The organism is Shewanella sp. YLB-07 (assembly GCF_009377275.1).
In genome coordinates this window covers 227,443-252,106 of record NZ_VOQB01000005.1, presented here as the reverse complement: position 1 = coordinate 252,106, position 24,664 = coordinate 227,443, and the positions used below count along the sequence as shown (strand labels likewise).

The 24,664-nt window shown below is 45.9% G+C and carries 23 protein-coding genes; 11 read left to right on the top strand and 12 right to left on the bottom strand.

Annotation, left to right across the window (positions count from 1 at the left end; genetic code table 11):
* Positions 1 to 56: 56 nt before the first annotated feature.
* Together amrA and amrB are read right to left on the bottom strand one after the other, a co-directional pair.
* Positions 57 to 677 carry an AmmeMemoRadiSam system protein A gene (gene amrA, locus FS373_RS13060; RefSeq protein WP_144047889.1) on the bottom strand — a complete coding sequence of 207 codons (621 nt, stop codon included), beginning with the start codon at positions 675 to 677 and terminating at the stop codon, positions 57 to 59.
* Complete coding sequence (gene amrB, locus FS373_RS13055) at positions 655 to 1,473, bottom strand: AmmeMemoRadiSam system protein B (protein ID WP_144047888.1); 819 nt, start codon at positions 1,471 to 1,473, stop codon at positions 655 to 657. The genes amrA and amrB overlap by 23 nt, the downstream gene beginning before the upstream one ends.
* A 65-nt stretch (positions 1,474 to 1,538) precedes the next feature.
* Between amrB and amrS the strand changes: the two genes are divergently transcribed.
* The gene (gene amrS, locus FS373_RS13050) at positions 1,539 to 2,651 is read left to right on the top strand and encodes an AmmeMemoRadiSam system radical SAM enzyme (protein WP_152829678.1); all 1,113 of its coding nucleotides are present in this window, start codon (positions 1,539 to 1,541) and stop codon (positions 2,649 to 2,651) included.
* Between the two features lie 172 nt (positions 2,652 to 2,823).
* Here amrS and FS373_RS13045 read toward each other — a convergent pair whose 3' ends face one another.
* From FS373_RS13045 to FS373_RS13030, 4 genes are all read right to left on the bottom strand, one after another.
* Entirely contained in the window at positions 2,824 to 5,739 is a 2,916-nt protein-coding gene (locus FS373_RS13045) for a valine--tRNA ligase (protein WP_152829605.1), read from the bottom strand.
* 15 nt (positions 5,740 to 5,754) lie between these two features.
* A complete protein-coding gene (locus tag FS373_RS13040; RefSeq protein WP_144047886.1) occupies positions 5,755 to 6,225 on the bottom strand; it encodes a DNA polymerase III subunit chi in 471 nt (156 codons plus the stop codon).
* 251 nt (positions 6,226 to 6,476) lie between these two features.
* Positions 6,477 to 7,196 (bottom strand): substrate-binding periplasmic protein, encoded by a 720-nt coding sequence (locus tag FS373_RS13035; protein ID WP_144047885.1) that lies wholly within the window; start codon positions 7,194 to 7,196, stop codon positions 6,477 to 6,479.
* Positions 7,197 to 7,867: 671 nt separating this feature from the next.
* The gene (locus tag FS373_RS13030) at positions 7,868 to 8,764 is read right to left on the bottom strand and encodes a LysR family transcriptional regulator (RefSeq protein WP_322619497.1); all 897 of its coding nucleotides are present in this window, start codon (positions 8,762 to 8,764) and stop codon (positions 7,868 to 7,870) included.
* 147 nt (positions 8,765 to 8,911) lie between these two features.
* On the opposite strand from FS373_RS13030, the gene FS373_RS13025 reads away from it, so the two are divergent.
* Positions 8,912 to 9,517: a short chain dehydrogenase gene (locus FS373_RS13025; RefSeq protein ID WP_152829603.1), complete on the top strand. Its 606-nt coding sequence runs from the start codon at positions 8,912 to 8,914 to the stop codon at positions 9,515 to 9,517.
* A gap of 129 nt (positions 9,518 to 9,646) precedes the next feature.
* Here the strand turns inward: FS373_RS13025 and FS373_RS13020 are convergent, their stop codons facing one another.
* On the bottom strand, positions 9,647 to 9,850 hold the full coding sequence (locus FS373_RS13020; RefSeq protein ID WP_077754540.1) for a hypothetical protein: 204 nt from the start codon (positions 9,848 to 9,850) through the stop codon (positions 9,647 to 9,649).
* 284 nt (positions 9,851 to 10,134) lie between these two features.
* Between FS373_RS13020 and FS373_RS13015 the strand changes: the two genes are divergently transcribed.
* Together FS373_RS13015 and FS373_RS13010 are read left to right on the top strand one after the other, a co-directional pair.
* Positions 10,135 to 10,524 carry a DCC1-like thiol-disulfide oxidoreductase family protein gene (locus tag FS373_RS13015; RefSeq protein WP_144047882.1) on the top strand — a complete coding sequence of 130 codons (390 nt, stop codon included), beginning with the start codon at positions 10,135 to 10,137 and terminating at the stop codon, positions 10,522 to 10,524.
* 105 nt (positions 10,525 to 10,629) lie between these two features.
* On the top strand, positions 10,630 to 11,073 hold the full coding sequence (locus FS373_RS13010; RefSeq protein ID WP_144047881.1) for a VOC family protein: 444 nt from the start codon (positions 10,630 to 10,632) through the stop codon (positions 11,071 to 11,073).
* Between the two features lie 41 nt (positions 11,074 to 11,114).
* On the opposite strand, the gene FS373_RS13005 is transcribed toward FS373_RS13010, so the two are convergent.
* Together FS373_RS13005 and FS373_RS13000 are read right to left on the bottom strand one after the other, a co-directional pair.
* A complete protein-coding gene (locus tag FS373_RS13005) occupies positions 11,115 to 11,756 on the bottom strand; it encodes a LysE family translocator (protein ID WP_152829602.1) in 642 nt (213 codons plus the stop codon).
* 127 nt (positions 11,757 to 11,883) lie between these two features.
* The gene (locus FS373_RS13000) at positions 11,884 to 12,780 is read right to left on the bottom strand and encodes a LysR family transcriptional regulator (RefSeq protein ID WP_144047879.1); all 897 of its coding nucleotides are present in this window, start codon (positions 12,778 to 12,780) and stop codon (positions 11,884 to 11,886) included.
* 169 nt (positions 12,781 to 12,949) lie between these two features.
* On the opposite strand from FS373_RS13000, the gene FS373_RS12995 reads away from it, so the two are divergent.
* Positions 12,950 to 13,942: a zinc-binding dehydrogenase gene (locus FS373_RS12995; protein WP_144047878.1), complete on the top strand. Its 993-nt coding sequence runs from the start codon at positions 12,950 to 12,952 to the stop codon at positions 13,940 to 13,942.
* A 212-nt stretch (positions 13,943 to 14,154) separates the two neighbouring features.
* Here the strand turns inward: FS373_RS12995 and pepA are convergent, their stop codons facing one another.
* A complete protein-coding gene (gene pepA, locus FS373_RS12990) occupies positions 14,155 to 15,663 on the bottom strand; it encodes a leucyl aminopeptidase (RefSeq protein WP_144047877.1) in 1,509 nt (502 codons plus the stop codon).
* A 222-nt stretch (positions 15,664 to 15,885) separates the two neighbouring features.
* Here pepA and lptF point away from each other — a divergent pair, with 222 nt between their 5' ends.
* From lptF to FS373_RS12960, 6 genes are all read left to right on the top strand, one after another.
* The gene (lptF, locus tag FS373_RS12985) at positions 15,886 to 16,998 is read left to right on the top strand and encodes an LPS export ABC transporter permease LptF (RefSeq protein ID WP_144047876.1); all 1,113 of its coding nucleotides are present in this window, start codon (positions 15,886 to 15,888) and stop codon (positions 16,996 to 16,998) included.
* Positions 16,995 to 18,053, top strand: coding sequence for an LPS export ABC transporter permease LptG (gene lptG / locus FS373_RS12980; protein WP_144047875.1), 1,059 nt, complete (start codon positions 16,995 to 16,997; stop codon positions 18,051 to 18,053). Before lptF ends, lptG begins: the two co-directional genes overlap by 4 nt.
* Before the next feature lie 444 nt (positions 18,054 to 18,497).
* Entirely contained in the window at positions 18,498 to 18,836 is a 339-nt protein-coding gene (locus tag FS373_RS12975) for a P-II family nitrogen regulator (RefSeq protein WP_041419646.1), read from the top strand.
* Positions 18,837 to 18,848: 12 nt separating this feature from the next.
* Entirely contained in the window at positions 18,849 to 20,099 is a 1,251-nt protein-coding gene (locus tag FS373_RS12970; RefSeq protein ID WP_152829601.1) for an ammonium transporter, read from the top strand.
* Between the two features lie 124 nt (positions 20,100 to 20,223).
* A complete protein-coding gene (locus tag FS373_RS12965; protein ID WP_144047874.1) occupies positions 20,224 to 20,580 on the top strand; it encodes a hypothetical protein in 357 nt (118 codons plus the stop codon).
* A gap of 113 nt (positions 20,581 to 20,693) precedes the next feature.
* Positions 20,694 to 21,854: a tetratricopeptide repeat protein gene (locus tag FS373_RS12960; protein WP_152829600.1), complete on the top strand. Its 1,161-nt coding sequence runs from the start codon at positions 20,694 to 20,696 to the stop codon at positions 21,852 to 21,854.
* Positions 21,855 to 21,932: 78 nt separating this feature from the next.
* On the opposite strand, the gene FS373_RS12955 is transcribed toward FS373_RS12960, so the two are convergent.
* Together FS373_RS12955 and FS373_RS12950 are read right to left on the bottom strand one after the other, a co-directional pair.
* Positions 21,933 to 23,225: a DUF4785 domain-containing protein gene (locus tag FS373_RS12955; protein ID WP_152829599.1), complete on the bottom strand. Its 1,293-nt coding sequence runs from the start codon at positions 23,223 to 23,225 to the stop codon at positions 21,933 to 21,935.
* A 9-nt stretch (positions 23,226 to 23,234) separates the two neighbouring features.
* Positions 23,235 to 24,107, bottom strand: coding sequence for a hypothetical protein (locus FS373_RS12950; RefSeq protein WP_144047872.1), 873 nt, complete (start codon positions 24,105 to 24,107; stop codon positions 23,235 to 23,237).
* Between the last annotated feature and the right edge of the window lie 557 nt (positions 24,108 to 24,664).

Sequence of the window (24,664 nt, the reverse complement as noted above, 5' to 3'; positions counted from 1 at the left end):
CTAGGCTTTAGGTCCTGGAATTCATTTTTTAGCAAACAATCAGGTATGAGCTGGTTTTATCTGTTTTCGCTGAAGTGGATAACCTTAAATAGCTCAACTTCTATCTTGTCTGACCAATAATTTTCGGGCCAGCCACCCTTCACTTTCAGGGCATCGATAAAAGTTTTGGGGCCAGAAAAGTGCTCCCAGACCTGAGGAAGAAACACGGCTCTTAATCCATCTTCTTTAAGCACTACACCATAGTGATCCTGAGCTAAGTATTCCTCAAGCTGAGCCTGACTTCTGACGTTTAAGGGGGTAAGAGGTGAGAGCAGAGATATCTCTATCGAGACTCGACTTAACTGAGGCTGCCGCAGAGGTGAGAAGCGACTATCGTAGAAGGCACTGCTGGTGGCAAGATCCGGGATGCTGTTAGCCAGAGTTCGCTCACCTTCTATGCAGCCCATACAGCCTTTTAATTCACCATCGAGTGTCAGGGTAACGAAACAGCCTAGCTTTAACTCGATAACTGCTTCATCGGGGAGTTTACTGTGTGAAGTGGGGAGTTTATGGTGTGAAGTTAGAGGGAGCTTGGCTGCTGGGTCTGAGCCAAATGAATCGACTAAGGTGCTACGCGCCAGTGCTAACAACTGACGTTTCTCGGGTTCGGTGAGGTTAACTGATGGCAAAGCTGGCATAGCCGACCACCCGACTCTTATCACTCGCATCGCTTGTCGCACAGTCACCCGAGTTTTGATAACTCAGCTGAGTTATGTTGAGGTTATGACGCATAATCTGGAGAGAAAGCGCATTAAGTGAACGGCCTCCGCAGGCTTGCTCGGAAGATATGTCACTGTTATTGGCTAGGATTTTCTGGCAGGTTTCCCGGTCTAATTGCTTAGCTTCATCATAGGGATGAAAGTGGCTTAGATCTGAGCTGACGACAATTAAGGTTTCGTCTCCACCCCAGACTAATTCCAATAGTTCGGCCATCAGTTCAGGGGCTATGTCACCTACTAGGATGGGGAGGAGTGTAAATTCATCCAGGCAATGCTGTAGGAAGGGTAGCTCGACCTCCAGACTGTGTTCATTTTTATGCGGGATATTGGAGATAGTCACGGCATCATATGCAGCCAATTTTTCAGCGCCAGAACTGTCTATGGGCAAGTTGCCCAGAGGCGTGGAGAAATGGGTGCTTTCGGGGATGGCGCAGCCTTGCAGATAAAGGGTATGGGCGGGACCGAGTAAAACCACACGCTTAATTTTGTCTGTGATGGCACTAATGCAGGAGAAACCATGGGCTGCCACGAGCCCTGAATAGATATAACCCGCATGGGGCACGATTATCGCCTTAGGTATCATTTTAGGTGTCGAATGTTGAATTTTATGAAGTGACGCGTGACTCATATAGCTGGATAGCTCAGCGGATAGCACAATAGGATCTGCCGGATAAAACAGTCCTGCGACGGCGGGAGGGCGGATAGAACTTAGCATCTGTTACCTGGCCAGTCTTTTTAAACTAGGCTTTAAGTATAGGCCAAGGCGGACATATGCTGATGATGTCTAAATCGAGTACAAATACAGGTGAAACTAATGCGGTAGAAGCGAGTACGGTAGACACTAAGTACTGGCACCAACTGGACGACGGTAGGGTGCAATGCGATTTATGTCCCAGACATTGTCAGCTGCGTGAGGGCAAGCGTGGGGTCTGTTTCGTGCGCCAGAATATAGATAATGAGATAAAGCTTACTAGCTATGGTCGCTCCAGTGGCTTCTGTATCGATCCCATCGAGAAGAAACCTCTGAATCATTTTTATCCCGGTAGCTCTGTACTTTCCTTTGGCACCGCAGGCTGCAATCTTTGCTGTAAGTTCTGTCAGAATTGGGACATCAGTAAGTCACGTGAGTTCGATACTTTAGGCTCGAAAGCCAGTCCGGAATCATTGGCGGCAACGGCCAAGCGCATGGGCTGCAGGAGCATCGCCTTCACCTATAACGATCCGGTTATCTTCCTCGAATATGCCATTGATGTGGCTCAGGCCTGTCATGAGCAGGGGATCAACTCGGTGGCCGTTACAGCAGGCTATATCTGCCCCGAGCCCAGGGTCGAGTTTTATCGCTATATGGACGCCGCCAATGTGGATCTAAAAGGTTTTACTCAAGACTTTTATCACAAAATTTGCAGCGGAAATCTCAGCGATGTGCTCGATACCTTGCTCTACCTTAAGCATGAGACTCAAGTCTGGTTTGAGATAACCACACTCTTGATCCCCGATGAAAACGACTCAGTCAAAGAGCTGGAGCAACAAACCAAATGGATAGCCGATAATTTAGGTTATGATGTTCCACTGCATTTCAGCGCCTTTCATCCCGACTTTCATATGTTAGACAAGCCCAGAACGCTAGCATCGACACTGATGCGGGCCAGAGAAATTGCCCTGGCTCAGGGGCTCAACTATGTCTATACCGGTAATATTCATGACACAGATGGAGGCAGCAGTTACTGCCCGTCATGTCATAAACTAGTCATCAATCGCGACTGGTATGAGTTAGGCGAATATCATCTAAATCATAGCGGCAAGTGCCAATATTGTGGTACACAAATACCGGGACGTTTCGATGGGCCCTGTGAGCATTTTGGCAGAAATAGGATCCCGATTTCGATAGGATAAGCTCTGCTTTCTGTAGGAGCTGCTTTAGCTGCGAGTTAAGAGGCTCGAGGAATTAGATCTTAGGAACTTAAACCTTAGGCACTAAAAAGGGCTGTCACGATGACAGCCCTTTTTAGTGTTAGTCAAAAGTGCTTGTTCCTAGTTTCTCGCTCCTAGGAACTCGACACTTCCTTTAACCTTCTAGCTTAGCCAACTCTGCTTTCTGCTCGGTTAGCTTTTCGATATCACGTTGATATCCGACTTGCTTAGCACGTTCTTTCTCAATCACGACTGCAGGGGCTTTAGCCACGAAACCTTGGTTAGAGAGCTTACCTTCGATGCGCTTAAACTCACCGGCAGCCTTCTCGAGCAGCTTGTCGATACGCGCGACTTCTTTAGCTACATCGATAAGACCCGCCATAGGGATAAGCAGCTCCATATCACCAATCAACTGAGTGGTAGACATAGGTGCAGTCTCGTCGTCGCTGAGGATAGTCATAGACTCAAGCTTAGCCAAGGTCTTGAAGAAGGTTTGGTTCTCTTCCAGACGAGCCTTATCTTGCTCGCTAACACCGCGTAATAGGGCGTTAAGCGGCTTAGACGGGGCAATGTTCAGCTCGGCGCGGATGTTACGTACCGCAGTGATGACCTGCTTAACCCACTCGAGGTCTTCCATCGCCTGAGCATCAACTTTATTGGCTTGATATTCAGGGAACTGCGCCAACATCAGAGTATCGCCGGTAACGCCAGCCAGAGGCTGTACGCGCTTCCAGATAGTCTCTGTGATATAAGGCATTATAGGGTGCATCAGACGTTGCATCGCCTCTAGCACCGTCACTAGAGTATGGCGAGTGCCACGCTTCTGAGCCTCGGTGCCACTTTGCATCACAGGTTTTGTCAGTTCTAAATACCAGTCACAGAACTGGTTCCAGGTGAACTCATAGATGGTATTTGCCGCAAGGTCGAAACGGTAGTTCTCCATGTGCTCGTCATAGGCTTTAACTGTCTGGTTAAACAGGCCTATGATCCAGCGATCTGCAAGAGACTGCTCCATTTCGCCCGGCTTGCCGTCAGTTAGAATCTGACCGCAATCTAATGGCTCGCCTGCGACATTGCTGTCTTGATCTTCTGACTGCACTTCTGTGTTCATTAACACATAGCGTGAGGCGTTCCAAATCTTGTTACAGAAGCTGCGGTAACCGTCGAGACGTTTCATGTCCCAGCTGATATCACGGCCTGTGGATGCCATAGATGCTAGAGTGAAACGCAGGGCGTCGGTACCGTGTGCTTCAATGCCATCGGCAAATTCTTTACGTGTGCTCTTCTCGATTTTTGCAGCAAGTTTTGGCTGCATCAAGTTAGCGGTACGCTTGGTCACCAGTGACTCGAGGTCGATACCGTCGATCATATCTAACGGGTCAAGTACGTTGCCCTTAGACTTAGACATCTTATTACCGACTTCGTCACGAATGAGTCCGGTCACGTAAACGGTCTTAAAGGGAACCTGTGGCTTGCCGTTTTCATCTTTGATGAAGTGCATGGTCATCATGATCATGCGGGCAACCCAGAAGAAGATGATGTCGAAGCCAGTGACTAATACATCGGTTGGGTGGAAAGCTTTAAGCTCTTCGGTGTTCTTCGGCCAGCCAAGGGTCGAGAAGGTCCAAAGTGCCGAGCTAAACCAGGTATCGAGTACATCGTTGTCTTGGCGTAACACGACCGAGTCGTCAAGCTTATGCTTAGCACGTACTTCGGCTTCGTCGCGGCCAACATAGACCTTACCCGCTTCGTCGTACCAGGCCGGGATTCTGTGTCCCCACCAAAGTTGGCGTGAGATACACCAATCGTTAATATCGCGCATCCAAGAGTTGTACATGTTCTCGTACTGCTGCGGCACGAACTTGATGTCGCCATTATCGACCGCTTCCATGGCAGTTTTCGCCATAGGGGCAACAGAGACATACCATTGATCGGTAAGTAGTGGCTCGATAACTACGCCGGAGCGATCGCCATAAGGCACTTTCAGTCCGTGCGGATCTATCTTACCCAGTAGTCCAAGGGTGTCGAATTCTGCGATGATGGCAGTTCGTGCCTTGAAACGATCCAGACCTGCATAACGCTCGGGCAGGCTGTTATCTAATTCGGTATTGCTGGTGCCATCTGTGTTAACCACTTCGGCTGAGCTACGGATAGCCGCATCGAAAGTTAAGATGTTGTACATAGGTAGGTTATGACGCTTACCGACTTCGTAATCGTTAAAGTCGTGAGCTGGAGTTATCTTCACACAACCTGTACCGAATTCGATGTCGACATAATCATCGGCAACGATAGGAATAAGACGGTTAACGATTGGCAGCAGGATAAACTTGCCGATCAAGGATGCATAACGCTCATCATCGGGATGAACCGCAACCGCGCTATCACCTAGCATGGTTTCGGGACGAGTCGTCGCCACTTCTAAATAGTCTTTGCCATCGGCAGTCAATGCGCCATCGGCCAGCGGGTAGCGGAAATGCCACATGCTGCCTTGTTTCTCTTTATTCTCTACTTCGAGATCTGAGATCGCCGTGTGAAGAGCCGGATCCCAGTTAACCAGGCGCTTACCACGGTAGATGAGGTCATCTTCATAAAGACGGACAAAGACCTCTTGTACCGCTTCAGACATGCCTTCGTCCATGGTGAAACGCTCGCGATCCCAATCCACTGAAGCGCCGAGGCGACGTAGCTGCTTAGTGATGGTACCACCGGACTCTTTCTTCCAGTCCCAGATCTTGTCGATAAACTTATCGCGGCCAAGATCGTGACGTGTCTTGCCTTCTTCGGCTGCCAATTTACGCTCAACCAGCATCTGAGTCGCAATACCCGCATGATCTGTACCTACCTGCCAAAGGGTGTTTTTACCCTTCATACGCTGATAACGAGTCAGAGTATCCATAATGGTATCTTGGAAGGCGTGACCCATATGCAGACTACCCGTCACATTTGGTGGCGGGATCATGATGCAATAGTTGCCTTTGGACTCGTCGCCATGTGGCTTGAAGTAACCTTTCTCTTCCCAGCTTTGGTAAAGAGACTGTTCTATAGACTGCGGGTTATATGTTTTTTCCATGGGAGCTAGTTTTTCTCAAACAAAATTAAGTGGTTGTTTCGCTAAGTCCTGAGTGCTCAATGTCACTCCAAGGCTCTTATACTGACGGTAACGATCGCGTGCGATCGTCTTATGCCCAGCATCATTGGCAACGAAATCGATAATCTGGCCAAAGTTTACCGCAAATGAGGGTACTTGGTCTGCAAGATTAATCAGAAGATGACGATTTTTATTGGGCCCTAAGGTGTCGAAACCGATTTCCACAGGCGCACCTGTGACCGGGCCTTCACCTTTGAGGTTATGGGGCACAAAAGAATTTGGCTCAAATTGCCATAACAATTCATCGACAGCATAAGCCTGTTCTCTATCCTGAGTATGGACATAAACTAGTTGCTGATTAACGTATGCATTCTGTGCAAGTTCACAGGCTAATCTGTGTACCTGCTGCGTCGCCTCGGTGGGGCTATTGGCCTCATCAGGCATCACGTAAAATAGGGCATTTGGCATAGTAGGCTTAGTCTTGGCTTTCAGTTTTAGTGAATAGGCTTGATTTACTGTCGAAGCAAGGGATTTTACACCAAAACCTATGCTTTAAACCAGAGTGGAGGCTAGTGTTCAGCTTCTTTTTTGTCGATTTTAACTTCTATCATATCAATACAGCACCATATCCTTATGCAGCGGATGTGCAGTAACGACAAAGTGAAGCCGCTAGTGGTCTGGCAACAACTTTGAGCGGGATTAAGTTTTGAGTTAAATGGTTATTCATCCACTTTGGACATTATATTTTCAAATGTGCCGTCGTTTTTCATTTCAACCAGGGCTTTTGAGAAGAGTAAGGCTAGTCGTTGGCCCGTTTTATCTGATTGAAATGCGTAATAGACATTTTGGCGGGACAATGGTTGTTCAGAGTCGTAACTAATATTGTTCTTGCCGCTTTGTTCTATTGCTTTGAGCCCAGATTTTTCTTCAACGACAAAAACATCAATATGGCCTGCATCTAGCATTATTATGTTATTAATATCACTTGGGGCAGTACTAGTGGTGAAGGATAAATTTGCAGTTATTTCTTTTGAATATGGGTATCCGAGAGTCATTCCAATATGCTTCCCGGTAAGGTCAGTAATCGATTTGACCAGAGGTTGACCCTGTTTAGTAAAACCAAAATCTTTTTTGATATAAATTGATTCTGATTTGGATATTTTATGGGTAACCATGACATCCAGAGCTGGAAAAAAGCCATGGAGTATATTTTCAGCGAAATAGGTGGTGATTCTTTTAGGTGGTAATACTTTTATAGTGATTTTTATTTTACTACGCTTAGCAATTTCTTTAGTTAACTCAATAAATATCCCGTTGTCTTTATCTTCTACCATTAATGGGATTGGAAATGTTCCAATCAAATAGGTTTCATCTGCAGCGACACTAACACCTGTGAAAAATAAGAAAAAAATAAGTAGGGATTGAATATTTTTTTTCATGGGAATCACTTAGCTACAATAATTTTTTTGTAGAAAATAGGGTCAGTGTATACTGAAGCCTAGTACATGCTGGAGGAACAATATAATAAATAATTCGAATGGGTTTGTTCTAACACTTAGCTGTAATGACTCCTTACGCGGCTCAGTTTCTAGGTTTGTGGGCTGGTCAAAAGTAGTTACAAATTGGGGCTGAAAATTGAGTCAGAGTAAAACTTTTTCAAACCTAACGGCTTGGATTTTTTGGAAAGTGCTTGATTGGTGGCAAGGTGCGGGCAAGGGGGGCCTAGCTAATTAATCTGTATTCGAAGTTATGACCCCGTTACTATGAAGTCGACTAGCAAGATAACTCTGCTTGTGAATAACTCGGTGTAGATGCGGCTGCGAGCTTAGGTTTCAGGGTGAGGTATCACCTAGTAGTACTCTTCGAACGAGAGGTGTGGATGCCGAACTGGCCGTTAAACACTAAGTTGTTGGAAACCGCAGAGCGGCTATGGATGGCTTCACAGAGTCTTGCAGACCCTTGTCAAAGTAAATAGTGCATATGCCTCGCCGGGCAGTCGGTAAGTCGCTATGAAGGTAAGATCTTCAAACCAACTACCAACGATCCATAGAGAAAATGTAACCAGCCTTCATCCGTAGGGAACCTATTTTTCATTCTGAAAACACCTAGGTTACTCAAGCTCAAGTAAGGAAATAACCCATTTTTGCAGTGGATCATCATTGTAGCGAGGGTGCCAAGCCGCAATAACATCGAAACTATCAGGTGATTGCTCTAAAGGAATGGTCACGATATCCAGGCCTTTGATGGCCCTGGAAGGTAAAAAGGCGATGGAGTCGGTTGTTTCAAGATACATAGGCACAATAGAGAAGCAGGGAGCTGACACGACAATATTTCTCTTTAAGCCAAATTGCGAAAACCAATCATCAATTGAGCCTTTAAAATTTGGCCGTGATGGCGAAGCGATAATCGTTGGGTAACTTGCGATTTCAGCTAAAGTTGGCGTCGTTTGTGACATCTTTTGTGAAATAGTTGAACTCGCAGATGCCACACAGACATGGTGCTCTTCAAATAGTTTAACCATGGGGTAGCTGTCTGGAATGTGATCAGGGCATGCGATTGCCAAGTTCACTTTACCGCTCACCATCAGTTCATGCAGCTTATCGATTTCAAAATCTCTGACGATCAATTTCAAATTCGGCGATTGTTTTCTTAGTTTAGCAATCAATGCTGGTAATACTATTTGTTGTGCATAGTCGGTAGCTGAAATAACAAAAGTGCCACTGGCCTTTTCGGGGGAGAAGGTGTTCGGTGACAACAGCAACCTGAAATCAAGCAGCAGTTTATCGACACCTATCGATAACTCTTTAGCGAATGGGGTAGGCACAAATCCATTGGTTTTTCTAACAAACAATCTGTCATCAAACACATCTCGTAGTTTTTTCAGATGCTCGCTTACCGCTTGCTGAGTCAAACCCAGTTGATGAGCTGCTTTAGAAGCATTTTCTTCGCGTATTAAGGCTTGAAAAACCCTCAACTGTTTTATGTCTAATCGATCTAGCTTACTCACAACGACTCTCTCTAATAACAAGCTCTTACTTCAACCTAACACATAACCAAAAAATCTTGTATCACTAACAAAAAATGTTTGTTTCTATTTGTTCATTGCGGTTGTTAAGCTTCTTGCATCAAGTTAATTCAACGATTGGAGATAAAAATGAAGACAGTAATTTTAATTGGTGCACTAGGTAAAATGGGTCAGGCAGCACTAACAGGGCTCGGGAATCACAAGGTTATTACGGCTGGTCGCTCAGGGGATGTCGATCACCTTGTTGATATTACCGATGAACAATCTATTGAAGCACTCTATGAGAAAGTGGGGCACTTCGATGCAGTGGTTAATACGGTTGGTTTTTGTGAGTATGCCAATTTTACCGAGATGACAGAAGTGCAATGGATGACAACGGTCATGAGTAAAATGATGGGGCAAATTAATCTAGTTCGTATTGGTCAGAAGTACATTGCAGATGGGGGCTCATTTACCTTAATCAGCGGCATTTTGAATGTTAAACCTATTCCATACGCCATTGCAGATGCGACAACAAGTGGTGCGATTGACACTTTTGTAAAATGTGTGGCGCTTGAAATGCCAAGAAGTACCCGAATCAATGTCGTTAACCCTACGGTACTTGAAGAGGCTTGGGATGTTTATGGCGAGATGATGCCAGGATTTGAGTCAGTCTCAGGAAAGCGAGTGGGCAAAGCATTCGAACGTTCTGTTGATGGATTCCTAACCGGTGAAGTTATTTTTGTGGATGCTTAGTGATAAGTGTCACATGCTAAAATATTGATGATTTTTCTAAAAGCCAGTAGCTAAACGCTACTGGCTTTTTCATTATGTACTTGGTTAGGTCCTTTCATTCCAAGCTAGAGCTTCTTATATAAAGAAAGGTCAATGGATTATCCTTAATCGATATATCCCGGCTTCAGAGAGGACACATTCATCTTGTCCTACTTGGCTGTTGGGTGATTCAGTATATCTGTTGTTGGTAAAAGCGCGGTGGAAGTCCCAGTAGCCTTCTGAGTTTTCCACCCATTCGGGGTATTTCTTGCCGCCTAACTCAATGGTCATTGGACCTTTTCTCAGTTTTTCCATAAGACTTCTCCTATTCACCCTTTTATCAAGGGCCTTGTCACAGTAAATGAATGCATAACAATCTTGAAGATATCGAAGTGGAGCAATGAACCTTTTAACCTTGAGAAGGCATAACATAAGGATTAATAATGAAGGTTCGATATTGATAGGTCTTGATTACAGCCGAGCTGGCTCTAGGTTGAATCCTTTATAAAGCCAGAATTTAAAGATAGGACATTCTGATCACTTTTACCCTAAGTATTTTCACTGAAAAGTGGGCGATATATATCGACTAAACTCAATATATGAACCCAAGTCAGCCAAATTTATATGTCCTCTACGATGGTGCCTGTCCCCGATGCATCAAGGATAGAGATAATTATTCACGTATCGCGGGAGGCCATGCCGATGGGGTCAACTGGTTCGATATTACAGATCAGGACGAGAAGTTAAAGGCTTGGGGGATTGAACCGTTCAAGGCGCTAACCGAACTACATGTGATCATTGGTGAATGCGAAAATGTAAAGAAGCCTAGAGTCGTATCTGAGCTTGATGCCTACATAGTCTTGATGCAACGGGTGCCGATACTGAAACCATTGGCTTGGTTGATGGGGCTAAAGTTAGTGCGTCCGCTATTATCAAACCTATATCACAAGGCTGTCTACAGGCGACTTAAATGTGAAGGAAGGTTATAGATGGCGATTACACTGGTCCATTATGTCTGATTGCATGTCATGAATGTTATTGAGCTTTATCGTATAAGCGCTTACCGGCGGCTTAATTGCGAAGGGAGATTATAGATGGCGATTGCACTGACCCATATTGCTTTACACGTCATGGACCTTGAAGCCTGTGTCGACTTTTACTCTTCTTACGCTGGCATGAGTGTCATTCATGAACGCCCCTGCGGTAATAGCCATGAACGGCCAAGCGGAGAAAAGCGTATTGTTTGGCTTTGTGAGCCGGGACAGGAATCGCAGTTTATTATTGTGGTGCTTCCCGGAGGATGTGGCCATAAACAGCAGATGAACGACTTTTCCCACTTAGGTTTTGCTCTGGAGAGTAAAGAAGCCGTGGATAGGGTGGCCAAACGCGCCGAGGAAGAGGGGATTTTGGTTTGGGGGGTACGGAACGATAAATACCCTGCGGGATATTATTGTGGCGTCAGAGATCCCGACGGTAACTTTATCGAGTTCAGCTATGGTCAGCCACTGGGGCCCGGAGCCCCAGAACTCATCAAGTGAGAGTCGCTCCATGAGGCCACTCTCACATCTTGTGCATAAATTTACTGACTTTCACTCAAGGCAATTTTTGCACTTAAACCCACGAGTATAAGACCTGAGCCTCCCTCTATACCTCTGGAATACTTTGCAGCTTTTGGGCTACTAAATAGTATGCTGCCTAAGAAGGAATAGACTAAATTACAGCCTGTAGCCAGAGCGCTGAACAATAGCCCTAAAATCATCAACTCTTTAGTGGCTGATTGAGAAGATATATCAATAAATTGTGGTAAGAAAGCCAAGTAAAACATGGCCACTTTAGGGTTTAGTACGCTAACGACAACCCCTTGTGTAAACACATTTCTAACACTCGTAACTCGAGACTTAGTGTCATCATTGGCAACCAGTTTAGATTGACCTTTGTAACAGTTTATTAGCGAGGTGATTCCCAAATATAGCAGATAGGCCGCGCCTAAGTACTTAACCACACTGAACAGGAAGGCAGAGCTTAGTATTAGCGCCGATAAGCCAAATACCGCGGCTAAAGTATGTACCAAATAGCCAGCACCTAGCCCTAGAGATGCCGCAATCCCCGATTTTAATTTACCCTTCATGGTATTAGATACTATGTACACCACATCAGGCCCGGGGATCAGATTGATGGATAGAGATGCAATGACAAACATTAAGATTGTGCTTAATTCCATATGTACTCCTTGAATTGCTCATCTAAATTTAACCCATATTAGGTTTGCATCTTTTACCTGTATTTTTAGTGTGTGTATATATTTTTTCAAATTTGTACAAAATTAAAGCTCGAAGGAGCAATCGTCCCTAGATACGGTTAAACAGAGTTCCGTCATGGCTGTGTTGTTGACAAAACGCGATAAAGTCATCGATGAAGGCCTTGCTTAGGCGAGATAGGTGTTTACGGCTTGGGTAGAGTAAGTGTAGATCGATAAGAGGCAAGGGAAAGTCGGTCAACACCTCTACCAGCTCCCCGGAATCGATCAAAGAATTTGCCAGCATAGGGGGGAGCTCACCCAGCATGTTGCCCGTGCGGATGGATGAAAGAATATGGGCATAATCATTGGACAAAAACTTAGGCTTAATCGACTGACAGTGCTCGCCCAGTTGCCATATCACTTCACTGTCTCGAGATATCCAGGCAGCAATAGGAAGAGTAGCCAATTCTGATGGATGCTTAGGCATACCGTAGCGATTGATAAACTTTTGGCTACTGACAATTACATGCCTAAATTGTCCCAAATGCCTGGCTATTGCGGACTCATAATTAAGCTTACCAATCCTGATAAGAATATCGATATCATCTTCGATAAAATCGACTTTCTTCACTGAACTGAACACTTCTAGCTGTATGTCGGGATAGGCTTCATTGAAGGCATGAAACATGTCATCTAGTACGTAGAGCGCCGGAGGAATCGAGATCCTCAGCTTTCCTTTGTATTCTTCCTGTTGCTCATTCATGGCTTGTTTAGCTGCAAAAATTTCATCTAGCCCCACGCAGGCTCTTTGATAAAGAACTTTACCTGATGGGGTCAAGGTCAATTTTCGCGTCGTGCGAACGAGTAGACTTTGCTGCAATTGTGCCTCGAGCTCACTGACTCGACGGCTGATCGTTGCAACTGGAATATTCATTGCCCTTGAGGCCCCTGAGAAGCTGCCTTGCTGAACCACATGTACGAAAATGTTCAATGAGTTGAGATCCATGACTGATTAGCACCTTGATATTTAGCTGTGAAATAAGGTTAATCGGATGATGGTTTCTAGATTACCACTATAAATGGAAAAGTAATTCATGAAATGGTCTCTAATTTTAGGTTAATCGACTCGTTATAGTTGTCCTATCAACAAACATTAACTCCATAGGAAATGCTTTATGAAAGCAATTATAGCAACGCAAGCCGGTGGTCCAGAAGTACTAGAAATTCGTGAGATGAGTGAGCCCGTGACTGCCCAAGGTGAAGTTAAAATACGAGTGAAAGCATTTGGATTGAATAAGGCGGAAACCTATTATCGTAACGGAGCATTTGGCACCATCAACCCAGAATTTTCTCCAGGTATCGAGGCCGCTGGAGTGGTGTTGGAGGACCCAAGTAATACCTTCAGAATAGGTGATAAGGTGGTAACTGCCATGGGCGGAATGATGTTTGCCCGCCACGGTGGGTATGCCGAAATCATCACAGTGAATAAAAGCAATGTGCAAGTCATCAATAGTGATGTGGACTTTGTGTTACTGGCGGCGTTGCCACAAGCCTATTTAACAGTATGGGGAGCGCTGGATAGAACTTTGAATATACGAACGGGTGAAACCTTGCTTATACGTGGGGCGACATCTTCTCTTGGGCTTGCCGGATTAACCTATGCCAAGGCGCGAGGCTTGAGCGTGATAGCGACCACGAGGCAGGAGAGCAATGTCGAACGTCTGAAATCACTGGGGGCAGATCATGTGCTGATCGATGATGGAGAGGTTTCAGCAGCTGTGCGGACTCTTTATCCTAAGGGAGTGGATAAGGCCTTAGAAGTGGTTGGGGCATCGACCGTCATCGATACCATGAAGGCATTGAGGCCCTGGGGAGAAGTGACAGTTGTGGGTTTACTGGGAGGCGCACCTGTAATTGAGAGCTTTGGTTTGATGAGTGATTTACCCAGCTCGATAAAACTGAGTTTCTTCCAGAGTGGTATGTTGGGGAGCGAGGCTCTGCCTCTGAATGCATCACCATTGAATTGGATCGCTGAGCAAGTGGCACAGGGGAGTATGCCCAATATCACATCGGAGGTCTTCGATTTCGATGATATTCGCCAAGCCCATACCTTAATGGACGAAAATAAAGCAATCGGGAAAATTGTAGTGAAGACTAATTCGAACTAATCAACGGTCTTGGGCTTCCTTTTTCTTTGGGTATTAGGATCGGGTCGATTTAGTCTAGATCATAGGCTACAAGAATCCGAACAGATATAAAACGAGTGAAACAGGGAGCTGAGGATTTATACTCATCTCCCTATATCAGGGCGGGACAGAGCCAAATAAAAAGGGCGAAGAGATAATTCTTCGCCCTTTCGGCTTAACTTTTCAAATGTGTGTTATTCCCCTTGAGGAACACCCGCTCGGTTGATCAGGAACTGAGTCAATAGCGGTACCGGACGTCCGGTAGAGCCCTTGTTCGCGCCACTGTTCCAAGCGGTACCGGCAACATCTAAGTGTGCCCAGTTGTACTTCTTGGTGAAGCGAGACAGGAAGCAAGCTGCCGTGATGGCACCAGCGGGACGACCACCAAGGTTAGTCATATCGGCAAATGGGCTTTCAAGATGCTCTTGATACACATCCCATAATGGTAAGCGCCATGCGCGATCGCCACTCTGCTCACCAGCATTTAATAGCTCGTGTGCCAGTGGATTATGACCAGAGAAAAGACCCGAAGCGTGTTTACCCAGTGCGATAACACAGGCACCCGTCAGAGTTGCAGTATCGACAACTAGCTCAGGGTCGAAGCGCTCAACGTAGGTCAATACATCACACAATACCAGGCGACCTTCTGCATCTGTGTTTAACACTTCGACAGTTTGTCCCGACATAGTGGTGAGGATATCACCTGGGCGGTAAGCATTGCTCGATGGCATGTTTTCACAGCCAGCAAGAATACCGATCACATTGATTTTAAGATTCAGGTCACAAAGGGCTTTCATTGCACCGATAACACCGGCGGCTCCGCCCATGTCGTACTTCATTTCATCCATGGCTTCGCCAGGCTTAAGTGAAATACCACCAGAGTCGAATGTCAGACCTTTACCAATAAGAACAATCGGCTTCTGAGTGCTGTCGACTGCGCCCTTGTACTCCATCACAGTCATGATGGATTCGTTGACACTGCCACGGCCCACTGCAAGGTACGAGTTCATGCCCAACTTGGCCATTTGCTCTTCACCTAAGGTGGTCACAGTTAGCTCTTCACAGACTTCACCCATTTGGCGAGCTTGTGATGCTAGATAGGCTGGATTACAGATGTTAGGCGGCATGTTGGCAACATCACGACAAAGATGCATACCGGCTGACACGGCCATACCGTGTTCGATTGCGCGCTCACCCACGGCCAGTTCACGGCGTGTAGGTACATTGAAGACTAGCTTACGTAGCGGACGGCGAGTCTCACCCTTATTGGTCTTCAATACATCGAAGTTGTATAGGCTGTTCTGTGTAGTTTCAACGGCTTCACGAACTTTCCAGTAAGTATCACGGCCCTTCACGTGCAGTTCAGTTAGGAAGCAAACGGCTTCCATTGAACCAGTTTCGTTAAGCGTAGTGATGGTTTTGTTGATGATCTGCTTGTATTGACGCTCATCGAGCTCGCGTTCTTTACCACAGCCAACCAAAAGCACACGTTCACTGAGAACATTAGGCACATGATGTAAAAGAAGCATCTGCCCTGGCTTGCCTTCGAGATCCCCACGACGAAGTAAGTTGCTAATGTAGCCCTCACTAATTTTATCAAGCTGCTCAGCAATACCCGATAGGCGCCTTGGTTCATATACGCCAACCACTATACAGGCTGAACGCTGTTTTTCCGGACTACCGCTCTTAACGCTAAACTCCATGAGCTCTCCTAGATTCTTAAAGACAAATTTTATTATTTATTAGATAATGTCTGCTTGTGCCCCAAAACGGGCCTAAATTTGGTACATCAAAGTTTATTTTTTTAGGTGTTTTCATACCATATTTAGTTAATGGCTGGTTACAAAACTACCAAAAGTAGACAGTCTACATGAAAGTTAACCTGATACCAGCATAATTATAAGTTTAGGGACCGGATCCAGCCTGTGATTGTATTTAGATATTTGATTAGAGAAGTTTTCAAGGCACAAATAGCCGTTCTTACAGTACTTTTAGCTATTTTTATAAGCCAACATTTTGTTCGTGTACTCGCAGATGCATCTGACGGAGAATTTCCTGCTTCGTTAGTCATGACATTATTGGGTCTTAATTTACCTTATCTGGCAGTTTTGGTGATACCGCTGAGTTTATTTCTCGGTATTTTAATGGCTCATGGCCGAATGTATGCCGACAGTGAAATGGTTATTCTTCACGGCGTGGGAGTGAGTGAGTGGTACATCACTCGAGTGACCCTGTTGTTGGCCGTAGGCAATATGATTTTTACCGGTATGCTGTCGATTTATGTGACACCTTGGGCCGAAGAGAAGCAGAATCAGGTACTCGAGCATGCTCAGTCAGAAGCGGGGCTGGCAGCCATCACTCAGGGACGTTTTCAAACCAGTCCCAATGGCAGAGCCGTGCTTTTTGTCGAACGAATTGGTCGCAATAACGAGCTGAAAAAGGTGTTCGTAGCACAACTACCAGACCCAGATGATGAATCAGGTATCAGTAATATCGTCGTTGCCGAAGGTGGTAAGGTCATCGAGGATGAGACTGGTGGTCAGCGCTTGCAACTGAGTGACGGTGTGCAATACCAAGCGACGCCTAAGCAAGTGGATTTTCAGATCATCGAGTTCGGCAGCTACCAGATGCAGATCAAGGAGCAACCGGTCGATGAACGCCGTCGTAAGCTCTCCGCCATGCCTATTAAAGAGCTGATGGATATAGAGGGACCCGCGGCAACGGCTGAATTTCATTGGCGTCTGGCCATTCCTTTAGCTATCCCCTTAATGACCCTTATTGCCGTGCCTATGGCCAGGGTTAATGTGCGTCAGGGCAAGTTCGCCAAGATGTTCCCGGCAATTCTACTCTATCTGGGGTATTTTGGTCTGATGATTGCTGGGCGTAAAGCGCTGGAAGACGGCGTGATACCTGAGTATCTGGGGATGTGGTGGATACATGCATCCGCCCTCTTCATGGGGATACTGCTCTTAGGCAAAGAGCGTCCTTCCGGTGTTAAACTGAGCGGGATATTTAAGCGCAAGAGGGTCAGTGCGTGAAAATATTAGATTTATATATCGCCAGAACTTTAGTCAGCAGCTCGGCCCTGTGTCTGCTTATTCTCACCGGTCTGTCTGGCATTATAAAATGGGTGGATCAACTTCGTGTCGTAGGTCGTGGTAGCTATACCATGCTAGATGCAGGCATCTATGTGCTGTTTCTTATTCCTCGTGATATCGAGATGTTCTTCCCTATGGCGGTATTACTCGGCGCTTTGATCGGTATGGGTATGCTGGCGTCGGGGTCGGAACTCGTGGTGATGCAGTCTTCTGGCTTGTCTCGCTTTCAAATCACCCTGTCGGCAATGAAGACTGCCGTGCCACTCATGCTGATGATTATGGTGCTCGGTGAGTGGGGAGCGCCGGCGGCGGAAAGGCGCGCTAATGAACTGCAAGCATTCAAGGTATCCGGTGGCAGTCTGATCAAATCGAGTCGTGGGATCTGGGCAAAAGATGGTGATCTGTTCGTCAATATCGGCGAAGTGGAAAATATTAACAGCCTGCGCAATATTACCTTGTATGAGTTTGATAGCACCTTGACCTTAGTGAAGACAATACATGCCGAGCGCGGCGTATACTCAAATGATCACTGGCGTCTTATCGATGTCAGGCAAACAGATTTGACCAAGGACAAGGTGACACTGACCGACCTGACCCTGTATCGCTGGGATTCGACACTGACACCAGATAAGTTGAGTGTCGTCTCGGTCAAGCCCGAATCACTCTCTATTCAAGGTTTGATGGGCTACTTGGACTATCTTAAGTTGAACAATCAAGATTCTGGCCGTTATGAGTTGGCGTTGTGGCGTAAAGTTATGCAGCCCGTCACCGTTGCTGTGATGATGTTGGTGGCGCTCTCATTCGTGTTTGGTCCCTTGAGAACCGTGACCATGGGCGCTCGGGTGTTGTTGGGGGTTATTGCCGGTTTTACCTTCTATATCAGCAGTGAAATCTTCGGACCTCTGACTCTGGTCTATGGCTTGCCTGCCTTCCTCGGCGCCGTGATGCCGGCAGTGATATTCAGTAGCGTAGCGATTTATTTTATTAGAAAATAAATACCAGAATAGTCTTAAGCTATAAGTTGTTAGCCATAAGAGATGGCCCCCTAAAAACATGACACCTTATGTAAACGGTAAGGTGTAATTAAAAAAAACTGCGTAAAACCTCTATTTCAAAATCCACATTCTAAAATCAAAAACTCCCCCTATGACATCCGTATCTTAGTCAGCTAATCAGCTAATTCTCTATTGCTCTATTGCCTTTGGGGCTCATTCAATTTAACTCCCGTTACAGGTTGGCTATAGCCATGACAAGCCCAAGTATTTGCGTGCGCTATATTTGTGCGAGGTCCGAATATTCGCACTCGTTTGGTGCATTTGTATTCGATGGTATTTGCCTGGATTTTATTAACTCATTAAAAGTTAATGGTTTGTTGACTTGGCCTGATGATTGAATAGTTAAAATTAGAAATAAATAACCAAAATACCTTGGAGGTCAGAATGAAACTGGTCAGCGCTATCATTAAACCGTTCAAATTGGACGATGTCCGCGAAGCAATTGCTGGTGTGGGTATAGAGGGGATGACAGTTACTGAAGTTAAAGGTTTCGGTCGTCAAAAAGGGCATACCGAGCTGTATCGAGGCGCCGAGTATCAGGTGGACTTCCTCCCTAAGGTTAAATTAGACATTGCGACCAAGGCCGAGAATCTTGAGTTGTTAATTGAATCGATTACCAATGCTGCCCGTACCGGCAAGATTGGAGATGGCAAAATTTTTGTCACCGACCTAGAACAGGTTATCCGTATCCGTACGGGCGAGACCGATAGCGAAGCATTATAAGGGAGAAGCGTGATGGAAGATTTAGCCAAATTAGGGGTGACAGTTTCTGAATTAAGGTTCGCTCTGGATACCTTTTATTTCTTGATTTCTGGTGCGTTAGTCATGTGGATGGCGGCCGGTTTTGCCATGCTGGAGGCCGGACTCGTACGCTCCAAAAACACCACAGAAATTCTCACCAAGAATGTGTGTCTGTATTCGATTGCCTGCGTGATGTATCTGATCGTGGGATATAACATCATGTATGTCGATAACGGTGAAGGTGGCTGGTTACCTTCTATCGGTACATTTATTGGCAGTCAAGCCGATGATGCAGATCATGCACTCGAGTCTGATTTCTTCTTTCAGGTGGTGTTTGTCGCTACCGCTATGTCCATCGTTTCCGGTGCGGTTGCCGAGCGCATGAAACTATGGGCTTTCTTAGCTTTCTCTGTCGTAATGACAGCCTTTATTTATCCAGTTGAGGGTTATTGGACCTGGGGCGGTGGCTTCCTGTCTGAGGCTGGATTTGTCGATTTCGCCGGCAGTGGTATCGTTCATATGGCTGGTGCGGCTGCAGCGATTGCCGGCGTTCTTTTGTTGGGTGCCCGTAAGGGGAAATATGGGCCAAATGGCCAAATCAACCCAATCCCGGGGTCAAACTTACCTATGGCGACTCTGGGTATGTTTATACTGTGGATGGGATGGTTTGGCTTTAACGGTGGCTCACAGTTACTGTTATCCGATACAGAAAACGCAACCGCGGTGGCTAAAATTTTCCTTAATACCAATTCTGCGGCGGCATTTGGCGCAGTGTCGGCACTCGTCGTCTGTAAGATGGTGTGGGGAAAGGCAGATCTGACCATGATACTCAATGGCGCATTAGCTGGACTCGTGGCTATTACTGCCGATCCCTTATCACCTTCAATTTCCTTTGCGGCCGTGATAGGCCTGATTGCCGGTGGTCTGGTCATTTTCTCCATTGTGGCGTTAGACAGGCTTAAGATTGATGATCCCGTGGGTGCTATTTCGGTTCACGGTGTGGCGGGTTTCTTCGGTCTGATGTTCGTGCCGCTGTCTAACGCCGATGCGACTGTCTTAGGTCAACTCTATGGGGCTGGCGTTATCTTTGCCTGGGTATTCTCAGCCTCTTTTGTAGTCTGGTATGTGCTTAAGTTGACCATGGGGATCCGTGTTACCGAAGAGGACGAGTATAAGGGGATGGATGCAGCAGATTGTGGCATAGATGCCTACCCTGAGTTCGTGTCAGTCAAGAGTGCTCGTTAAAATAGGCAAGAGCTTATACTTGTAAGGCGCAGCTATTCACCAATCAAACAGGGCATTATGCCCTGTTTTTTTGTATCATGAAGAGAAGACCTATGTGCTTTAAACATGAACGGGGCAGCCAGAGATGAGATTTTTCAAGACGCTTGGTAAGACGAGTTTAGCTTTCTTCACCTTAGGCGTACTATGCTTGTCGGCGCTAAGCTATGCCGGACAAGTCGTGGTCCGCAAGTCCAGCGAGCCATTTGATGCCTTTGCCGTGAGAGATCAGGTTTTACGGGATCATCAATGGCAAGAAGCCCTCAGAATGCAGCAACAGATCCAGATCTTACAAGCCCTTCCCACAGGATGTATCTTACTGGCTAGACCCTACGCCTATTATTCCTGCCATGGCTTATTTTATCGGCCTTATCAGTATCAGAATCGGGATGTCTATATTCAGGTGGATGCGGTTGGCGATCAGGCTGACCCTGTTATCAAGTGATCTTGCTGCTAAAACAACGGACTTGTTAACTTTTTGTAACTTTTATTTTCTGCGTGTTTTTTCATCATGACGTAAGCTACACCAAGGATATCGAAACTTAAGGCTTGAGACCTATGGTGAAAATCCCGTCCGCAATTATTGTACTACTGCTCCTCCAGGCCTGCACTGCTAGCCCTGAGCCGAAACACATCAGTAATATCAGCCAATATTTCTATGATGAACACTTCGATATGGTCACTGGATTACCCCCCGCCGAAAGCCTGTTACGCCTTCCCGACTCGGCGAAGAGTGAGGTGTACAGGCAATTTAGGCGGGCCACAACATTAAGTAATAACGACATCTTGCCCCATGAGTGGTTAGCCAATTATATCGATGCCGAAAATGGTGGGTTCGAGTATCGAGACTATAGGACGCGAACTGCGGCACAAACCTATGGCGATCGCGCCGGAAATTGCATGTCTCTGGTGTTACTCACGGCGGCATTAGCCGATGTTGTCGGAGTGGATGTAGAGTTCCAGGACATTGAAGTGCCACCAGTGTGGGACAAACAGGGCAATTTTTATCTGATCAACGGCCATGTTAATTTACGTTTAATCCCCAGAACCCGCTCTGATAGGATATTTGTGTCAAAAAGGGCGATACAGATAGATTTTCTGCCTGAGAGAGCGGTGAGGGCGTATAACAAGATAAGAGTGGATAAGCAGACCGTGCTTGCTATGTTTTATAATAATGTTGCGGCTGAGTCGTTGGTGCTTGGTGATTATGACAGAGCCTATGGCCTGTTAAAGTTAGGCCTGCAACAGCAAGGCGATTATGTCCCAGCCTTGAACACCTTAGCGGTACTTTATCGTTATAAAGGCTTAGAACAGCAAGCGGAAATCTTGTACAAACTGGCATTAAGTATCAGTGATCACAATATGAATGCCTTATATAATTATGCCATCTTATTGGGTTCCCAAGACAGGTTAGATGAGTGGGCAAAAATTCATAAAGTCCTCGAGTTAGATCGAATAGCCAATCCTTATTATTACTATGATATGGCGCAGCAAGCGTATTTCGAGAGAGAATATCAAGATGCATTACTCTGGTATAAGAGGGCGGTAGATAAGGCAGATTATCGTCACGAATTTTACTTTGGTCTGTCCCGGGCTTATTGGGCCACAGGGGATGAACGTCTGGCGAAGAAGAATATGGAGAAAGCCTTGAGCCTTACTCGAGATGAGAATAATAAGGTCAGGTATCAAGCTAAGTTACACGCGATGAGAAGCCACTAATGTCGGCGTCTATAAACAGAGAAAGCACTCTTTTGAGTGCTTTCTCTGTTTATAGAGCGAATGTGTTACCCACAGTCATTATTGTTCGAGTATCAGGGCCTCTTGCTGATAACTCAACCTGGCCATCTGTCCCTGATCTTTAAGCTCCAAGCCCATTAATTTGAAGGGAGCGCTCAACCCGGACTCCTGGATTAATAGCGGATCTAATTTCAGTAGCATTGCTGAATTATCTAAGGTAAGCCAGTTTGCCGACTCGGTTTTTAAAATCGTTTTATCTTGGCCTGAGGCATCGCTTCCTGTCAGGTAACCAGACAGGGCGAAGCGACCCTCCTCGGCGATATCTAAGCTAAAGGAGATGCTAATGGGGACACCTTCTCGCCAGCGAGTGTTCACTTGTTGCTGGATCTTGGCCGAAGGCACGAATTGTTTGAAGGCTGTTTTCACGGTTCTGATGACCTCGATGCCGTTAACAAGAGTCTGCGTGTCAATTTGAATCTCACTCAACCCTCGATTACTGCTCGGCATGGCTAAGGTGTCGGGTAGTTGTGCCTGCCACTGGCCATTATTAGACACAAGCTTGAGAGTCTGATAACTACCATCTGAGTGCTTTAAGCTCGCCGTGGGCTTGAGTGAGTGATCGCTATTAGTCAGTGAAACATTAAAATCCAGGCTCCGGGCTTGACTCGATACCCTGAATTTACTGGTGAGCATGAGTTGATAGGGTGAGTGTTTCTCTTTCACATTCACCAGATAACTGGACTTAGGGGCTAAGTGTTCAGATACCTTAAGTTGATATTTTCCTGGCTTAGCGCTGGAAGACATGGTCAGGGCGCTGGAATCATCTGTGAGACCGGCTGTTGCTAAGGCTTGGGGATCCGCCAGAGAATGAATATTGGATGAAGACTTACTGGCACCCGGTTTGTTATTCAGATTAATCAGTTGGATCCTATCGGGAGAGATGGCCTGGCTATGCATCAAGGAGCCTGAACTCGTGTCCGCTCTGGGTGAGATGCGAATAACGCTGGAGGCTTGACTGATGGATAGACTCACGCCACGATTTAACTCGGCGCCTGTGACTGTGGTCCAATATTCATCACTGCTGCTTGAATGTGAACTAGGTGGTGGGCTTATGCTCAATGTCTTAGATGGCACACTGATAAAGCTTAAGGATTCTCTGCTGCTGTTAATCGGTGGCAGTTGAGGCTCTGTGACGTCTGTGACACTAAAGTCTCCCTGTTGAGGCAAGGACAATGATGTCTGTGTGAAGCTCTGAGCTTGAGTATCGGGAGCCGATGTAGCGGTTTCATCCTGACAGGCTGTCAGAAGGGGCGTTATCGATAATGTCACCAGCATAAATGGGAAAATTTTCATGTTTGACTCCTATATATGGTTGCGGATCAAGCTGTCGAGATTGAAACAAGCTCGTCTGCTTTGTTGGTGACTCAAGGGTTCTCTTCCTGCCGTTTTTTGTTTATCGGTAAACCAAACAGTGCCGGCAGCACTCTGAGAACTGCACTCTAAGAATCCGTCGGAGCAATCATCTAACCAGTTCTGTGTGGTTTCGAGCGCGACTTGATATTGGTAGCCTGCACAGTAGCTGTCACCGTCCCAGATCGCCGAATCTACATCCGAGCCCACCACGACTTCAAATGGCTTCCCCAGACTCGGACGATTCTGAGTCCCGTTAAGCCAGGTGCTGTTGTAGTAGCTCATCCAACTGACTTGTTGTTGCTTGACCGCGTCACTGCCATAACCTAATAGCCAGCCTAAGGTTGTTTCAAAGACACTGCCTTGATTCACCGCATCTGCTAATGGAGTGCCGCCACTAGAGGGAGCCAGGGCTATGACTCGGCTGGTGGCATTGATAATGTCTATGTAGCGGCCATCCCAGGTGGGATTAGATAATATCCATCTGACAATATTGCCACCATTGGAATGGGTGACCATGAGTAGATCATCGATATTCTTATTCTGAATAAATGTGTGCAGCTGGTTCGCCAAACAACCGGCGGCGGCTTCATCCCACATGTATTGATCGAAATTACAGTTGATTACTTGATAGTTAGCGGGTTCGGGCATACCTTGTCTGACGGAGTCGATAAACTCCCGGGACCAATAATCATTTGCGGCATCGGTTTGATCACCAGTGCCATGGATAAACACTATGCCGCTGGCGCCATAGCTGAATGGACTGAATATTAATGGGCTGGATATAAACAGGCCCAAGAGTATTAGCTTGTAATAGTTTTTCATTGGGTTATCTCTTTTTAGTATGTTACTCAGGTATGAGGTCTTATGTCCGACTTCTTTGGTTAACCTAGTGGCTGATAATTGAACAATCAAGCAGAAGTGGCAGTACATTAGTACCAGTTAATATGACTGCTAAGGTATTTTGTTTTAAACGTTTTCTGGACGTTAGCTATTAAACAGCTTGGCTAGGTATATTTAACTGATAGGTGTTTGAAATTATTTCAATGAATAGCGAAATGGGTCTTAGCCGTAGTTATTGCCAAATTTGTCCAGATTGAGTAAACCTAAGGTTGAATTAGCCAGCTAATCTGATTTTCTAATTCAACACATTTCAACCTATAGCTTAGTTTTCACTAAGTTAGCTCAGAGATATGTTTGTTTGCCCTTGAATGATTCTTAAATACAATAAAAATCATGGGTTTATTTTAATTAACTCATTGTTTATGCCGGGTATCCTCTTCTTTAATTGAAATCGCGATCATTTTTTATCTTTATATAACAATCGGTTGGTTATTATTTCTTGTTCATGGCTATATCTTGTTGCATTACGGGACAATACT

Bases quoted from the DNA above. Each gene is read 5' to 3' on its own strand.
- amrB (WP_144047888.1), bottom strand. From the start codon at position 1,473: ATGCTAAGTTCTATCCGCCCTCCCGCCGTCGCAGGACTGTTTTATCCG.
- FS373_RS12975 (WP_041419646.1), top strand. From the start codon at position 18,498: ATGAAACTGGTCAGCGCTATCATTAAACCGTTCAAATTGGACGATGTC.
- FS373_RS13010 (WP_144047881.1), top strand. From the start codon at position 10,630: ATGGCGATTGCACTGACCCATATTGCTTTACACGTCATGGACCTTGAA.
- FS373_RS13015 (WP_144047882.1), top strand. From the start codon at position 10,135: ATGAACCCAAGTCAGCCAAATTTATATGTCCTCTACGATGGTGCCTGT.
- FS373_RS13005 (WP_152829602.1), bottom strand. From the start codon at position 11,756: ATGGAATTAAGCACAATCTTAATGTTTGTCATTGCATCTCTATCCATC.
- FS373_RS12950 (WP_144047872.1), bottom strand. From the start codon at position 24,107: ATGAAAAACTATTACAAGCTAATACTCTTGGGCCTGTTTATATCCAGC.
- FS373_RS12995 (WP_144047878.1), top strand. From the start codon at position 12,950: ATGAAAGCAATTATAGCAACGCAAGCCGGTGGTCCAGAAGTACTAGAA.
- FS373_RS13035 (WP_144047885.1), bottom strand. From the start codon at position 7,196: ATGAAAAAAAATATTCAATCCCTACTTATTTTTTTCTTATTTTTCACA.
- FS373_RS13040 (WP_144047886.1), bottom strand. From the start codon at position 6,225: ATGCCAAATGCCCTATTTTACGTGATGCCTGATGAGGCCAATAGCCCC.
- FS373_RS13020 (WP_077754540.1), bottom strand. From the start codon at position 9,850: ATGGAAAAACTGAGAAAAGGTCCAATGACCATTGAGTTAGGCGGCAAG.
- amrS (WP_152829678.1), top strand. From the start codon at position 1,539: ATGTCTAAATCGAGTACAAATACAGGTGAAACTAATGCGGTAGAAGCG.
- FS373_RS12970 (WP_152829601.1), top strand. From the start codon at position 18,849: ATGGAAGATTTAGCCAAATTAGGGGTGACAGTTTCTGAATTAAGGTTC.
- amrA (WP_144047889.1), bottom strand. From the start codon at position 677: ATGCCAGCTTTGCCATCAGTTAACCTCACCGAACCCGAGAAACGTCAG.
- FS373_RS12965 (WP_144047874.1), top strand. From the start codon at position 20,224: ATGAGATTTTTCAAGACGCTTGGTAAGACGAGTTTAGCTTTCTTCACC.
- FS373_RS12960 (WP_152829600.1), top strand. From the start codon at position 20,694: ATGGTGAAAATCCCGTCCGCAATTATTGTACTACTGCTCCTCCAGGCC.
- pepA (WP_144047877.1), bottom strand. From the start codon at position 15,663: ATGGAGTTTAGCGTTAAGAGCGGTAGTCCGGAAAAACAGCGTTCAGCC.
- FS373_RS12955 (WP_152829599.1), bottom strand. From the start codon at position 23,225: ATGAAAATTTTCCCATTTATGCTGGTGACATTATCGATAACGCCCCTT.
- FS373_RS13045 (WP_152829605.1), bottom strand. From the start codon at position 5,739: ATGGAAAAAACATATAACCCGCAGTCTATAGAACAGTCTCTTTACCAA.
- FS373_RS13025 (WP_152829603.1), top strand. From the start codon at position 8,912: ATGAAGACAGTAATTTTAATTGGTGCACTAGGTAAAATGGGTCAGGCA.
- FS373_RS13000 (WP_144047879.1), bottom strand. From the start codon at position 12,780: ATGGATCTCAACTCATTGAACATTTTCGTACATGTGGTTCAGCAAGGC.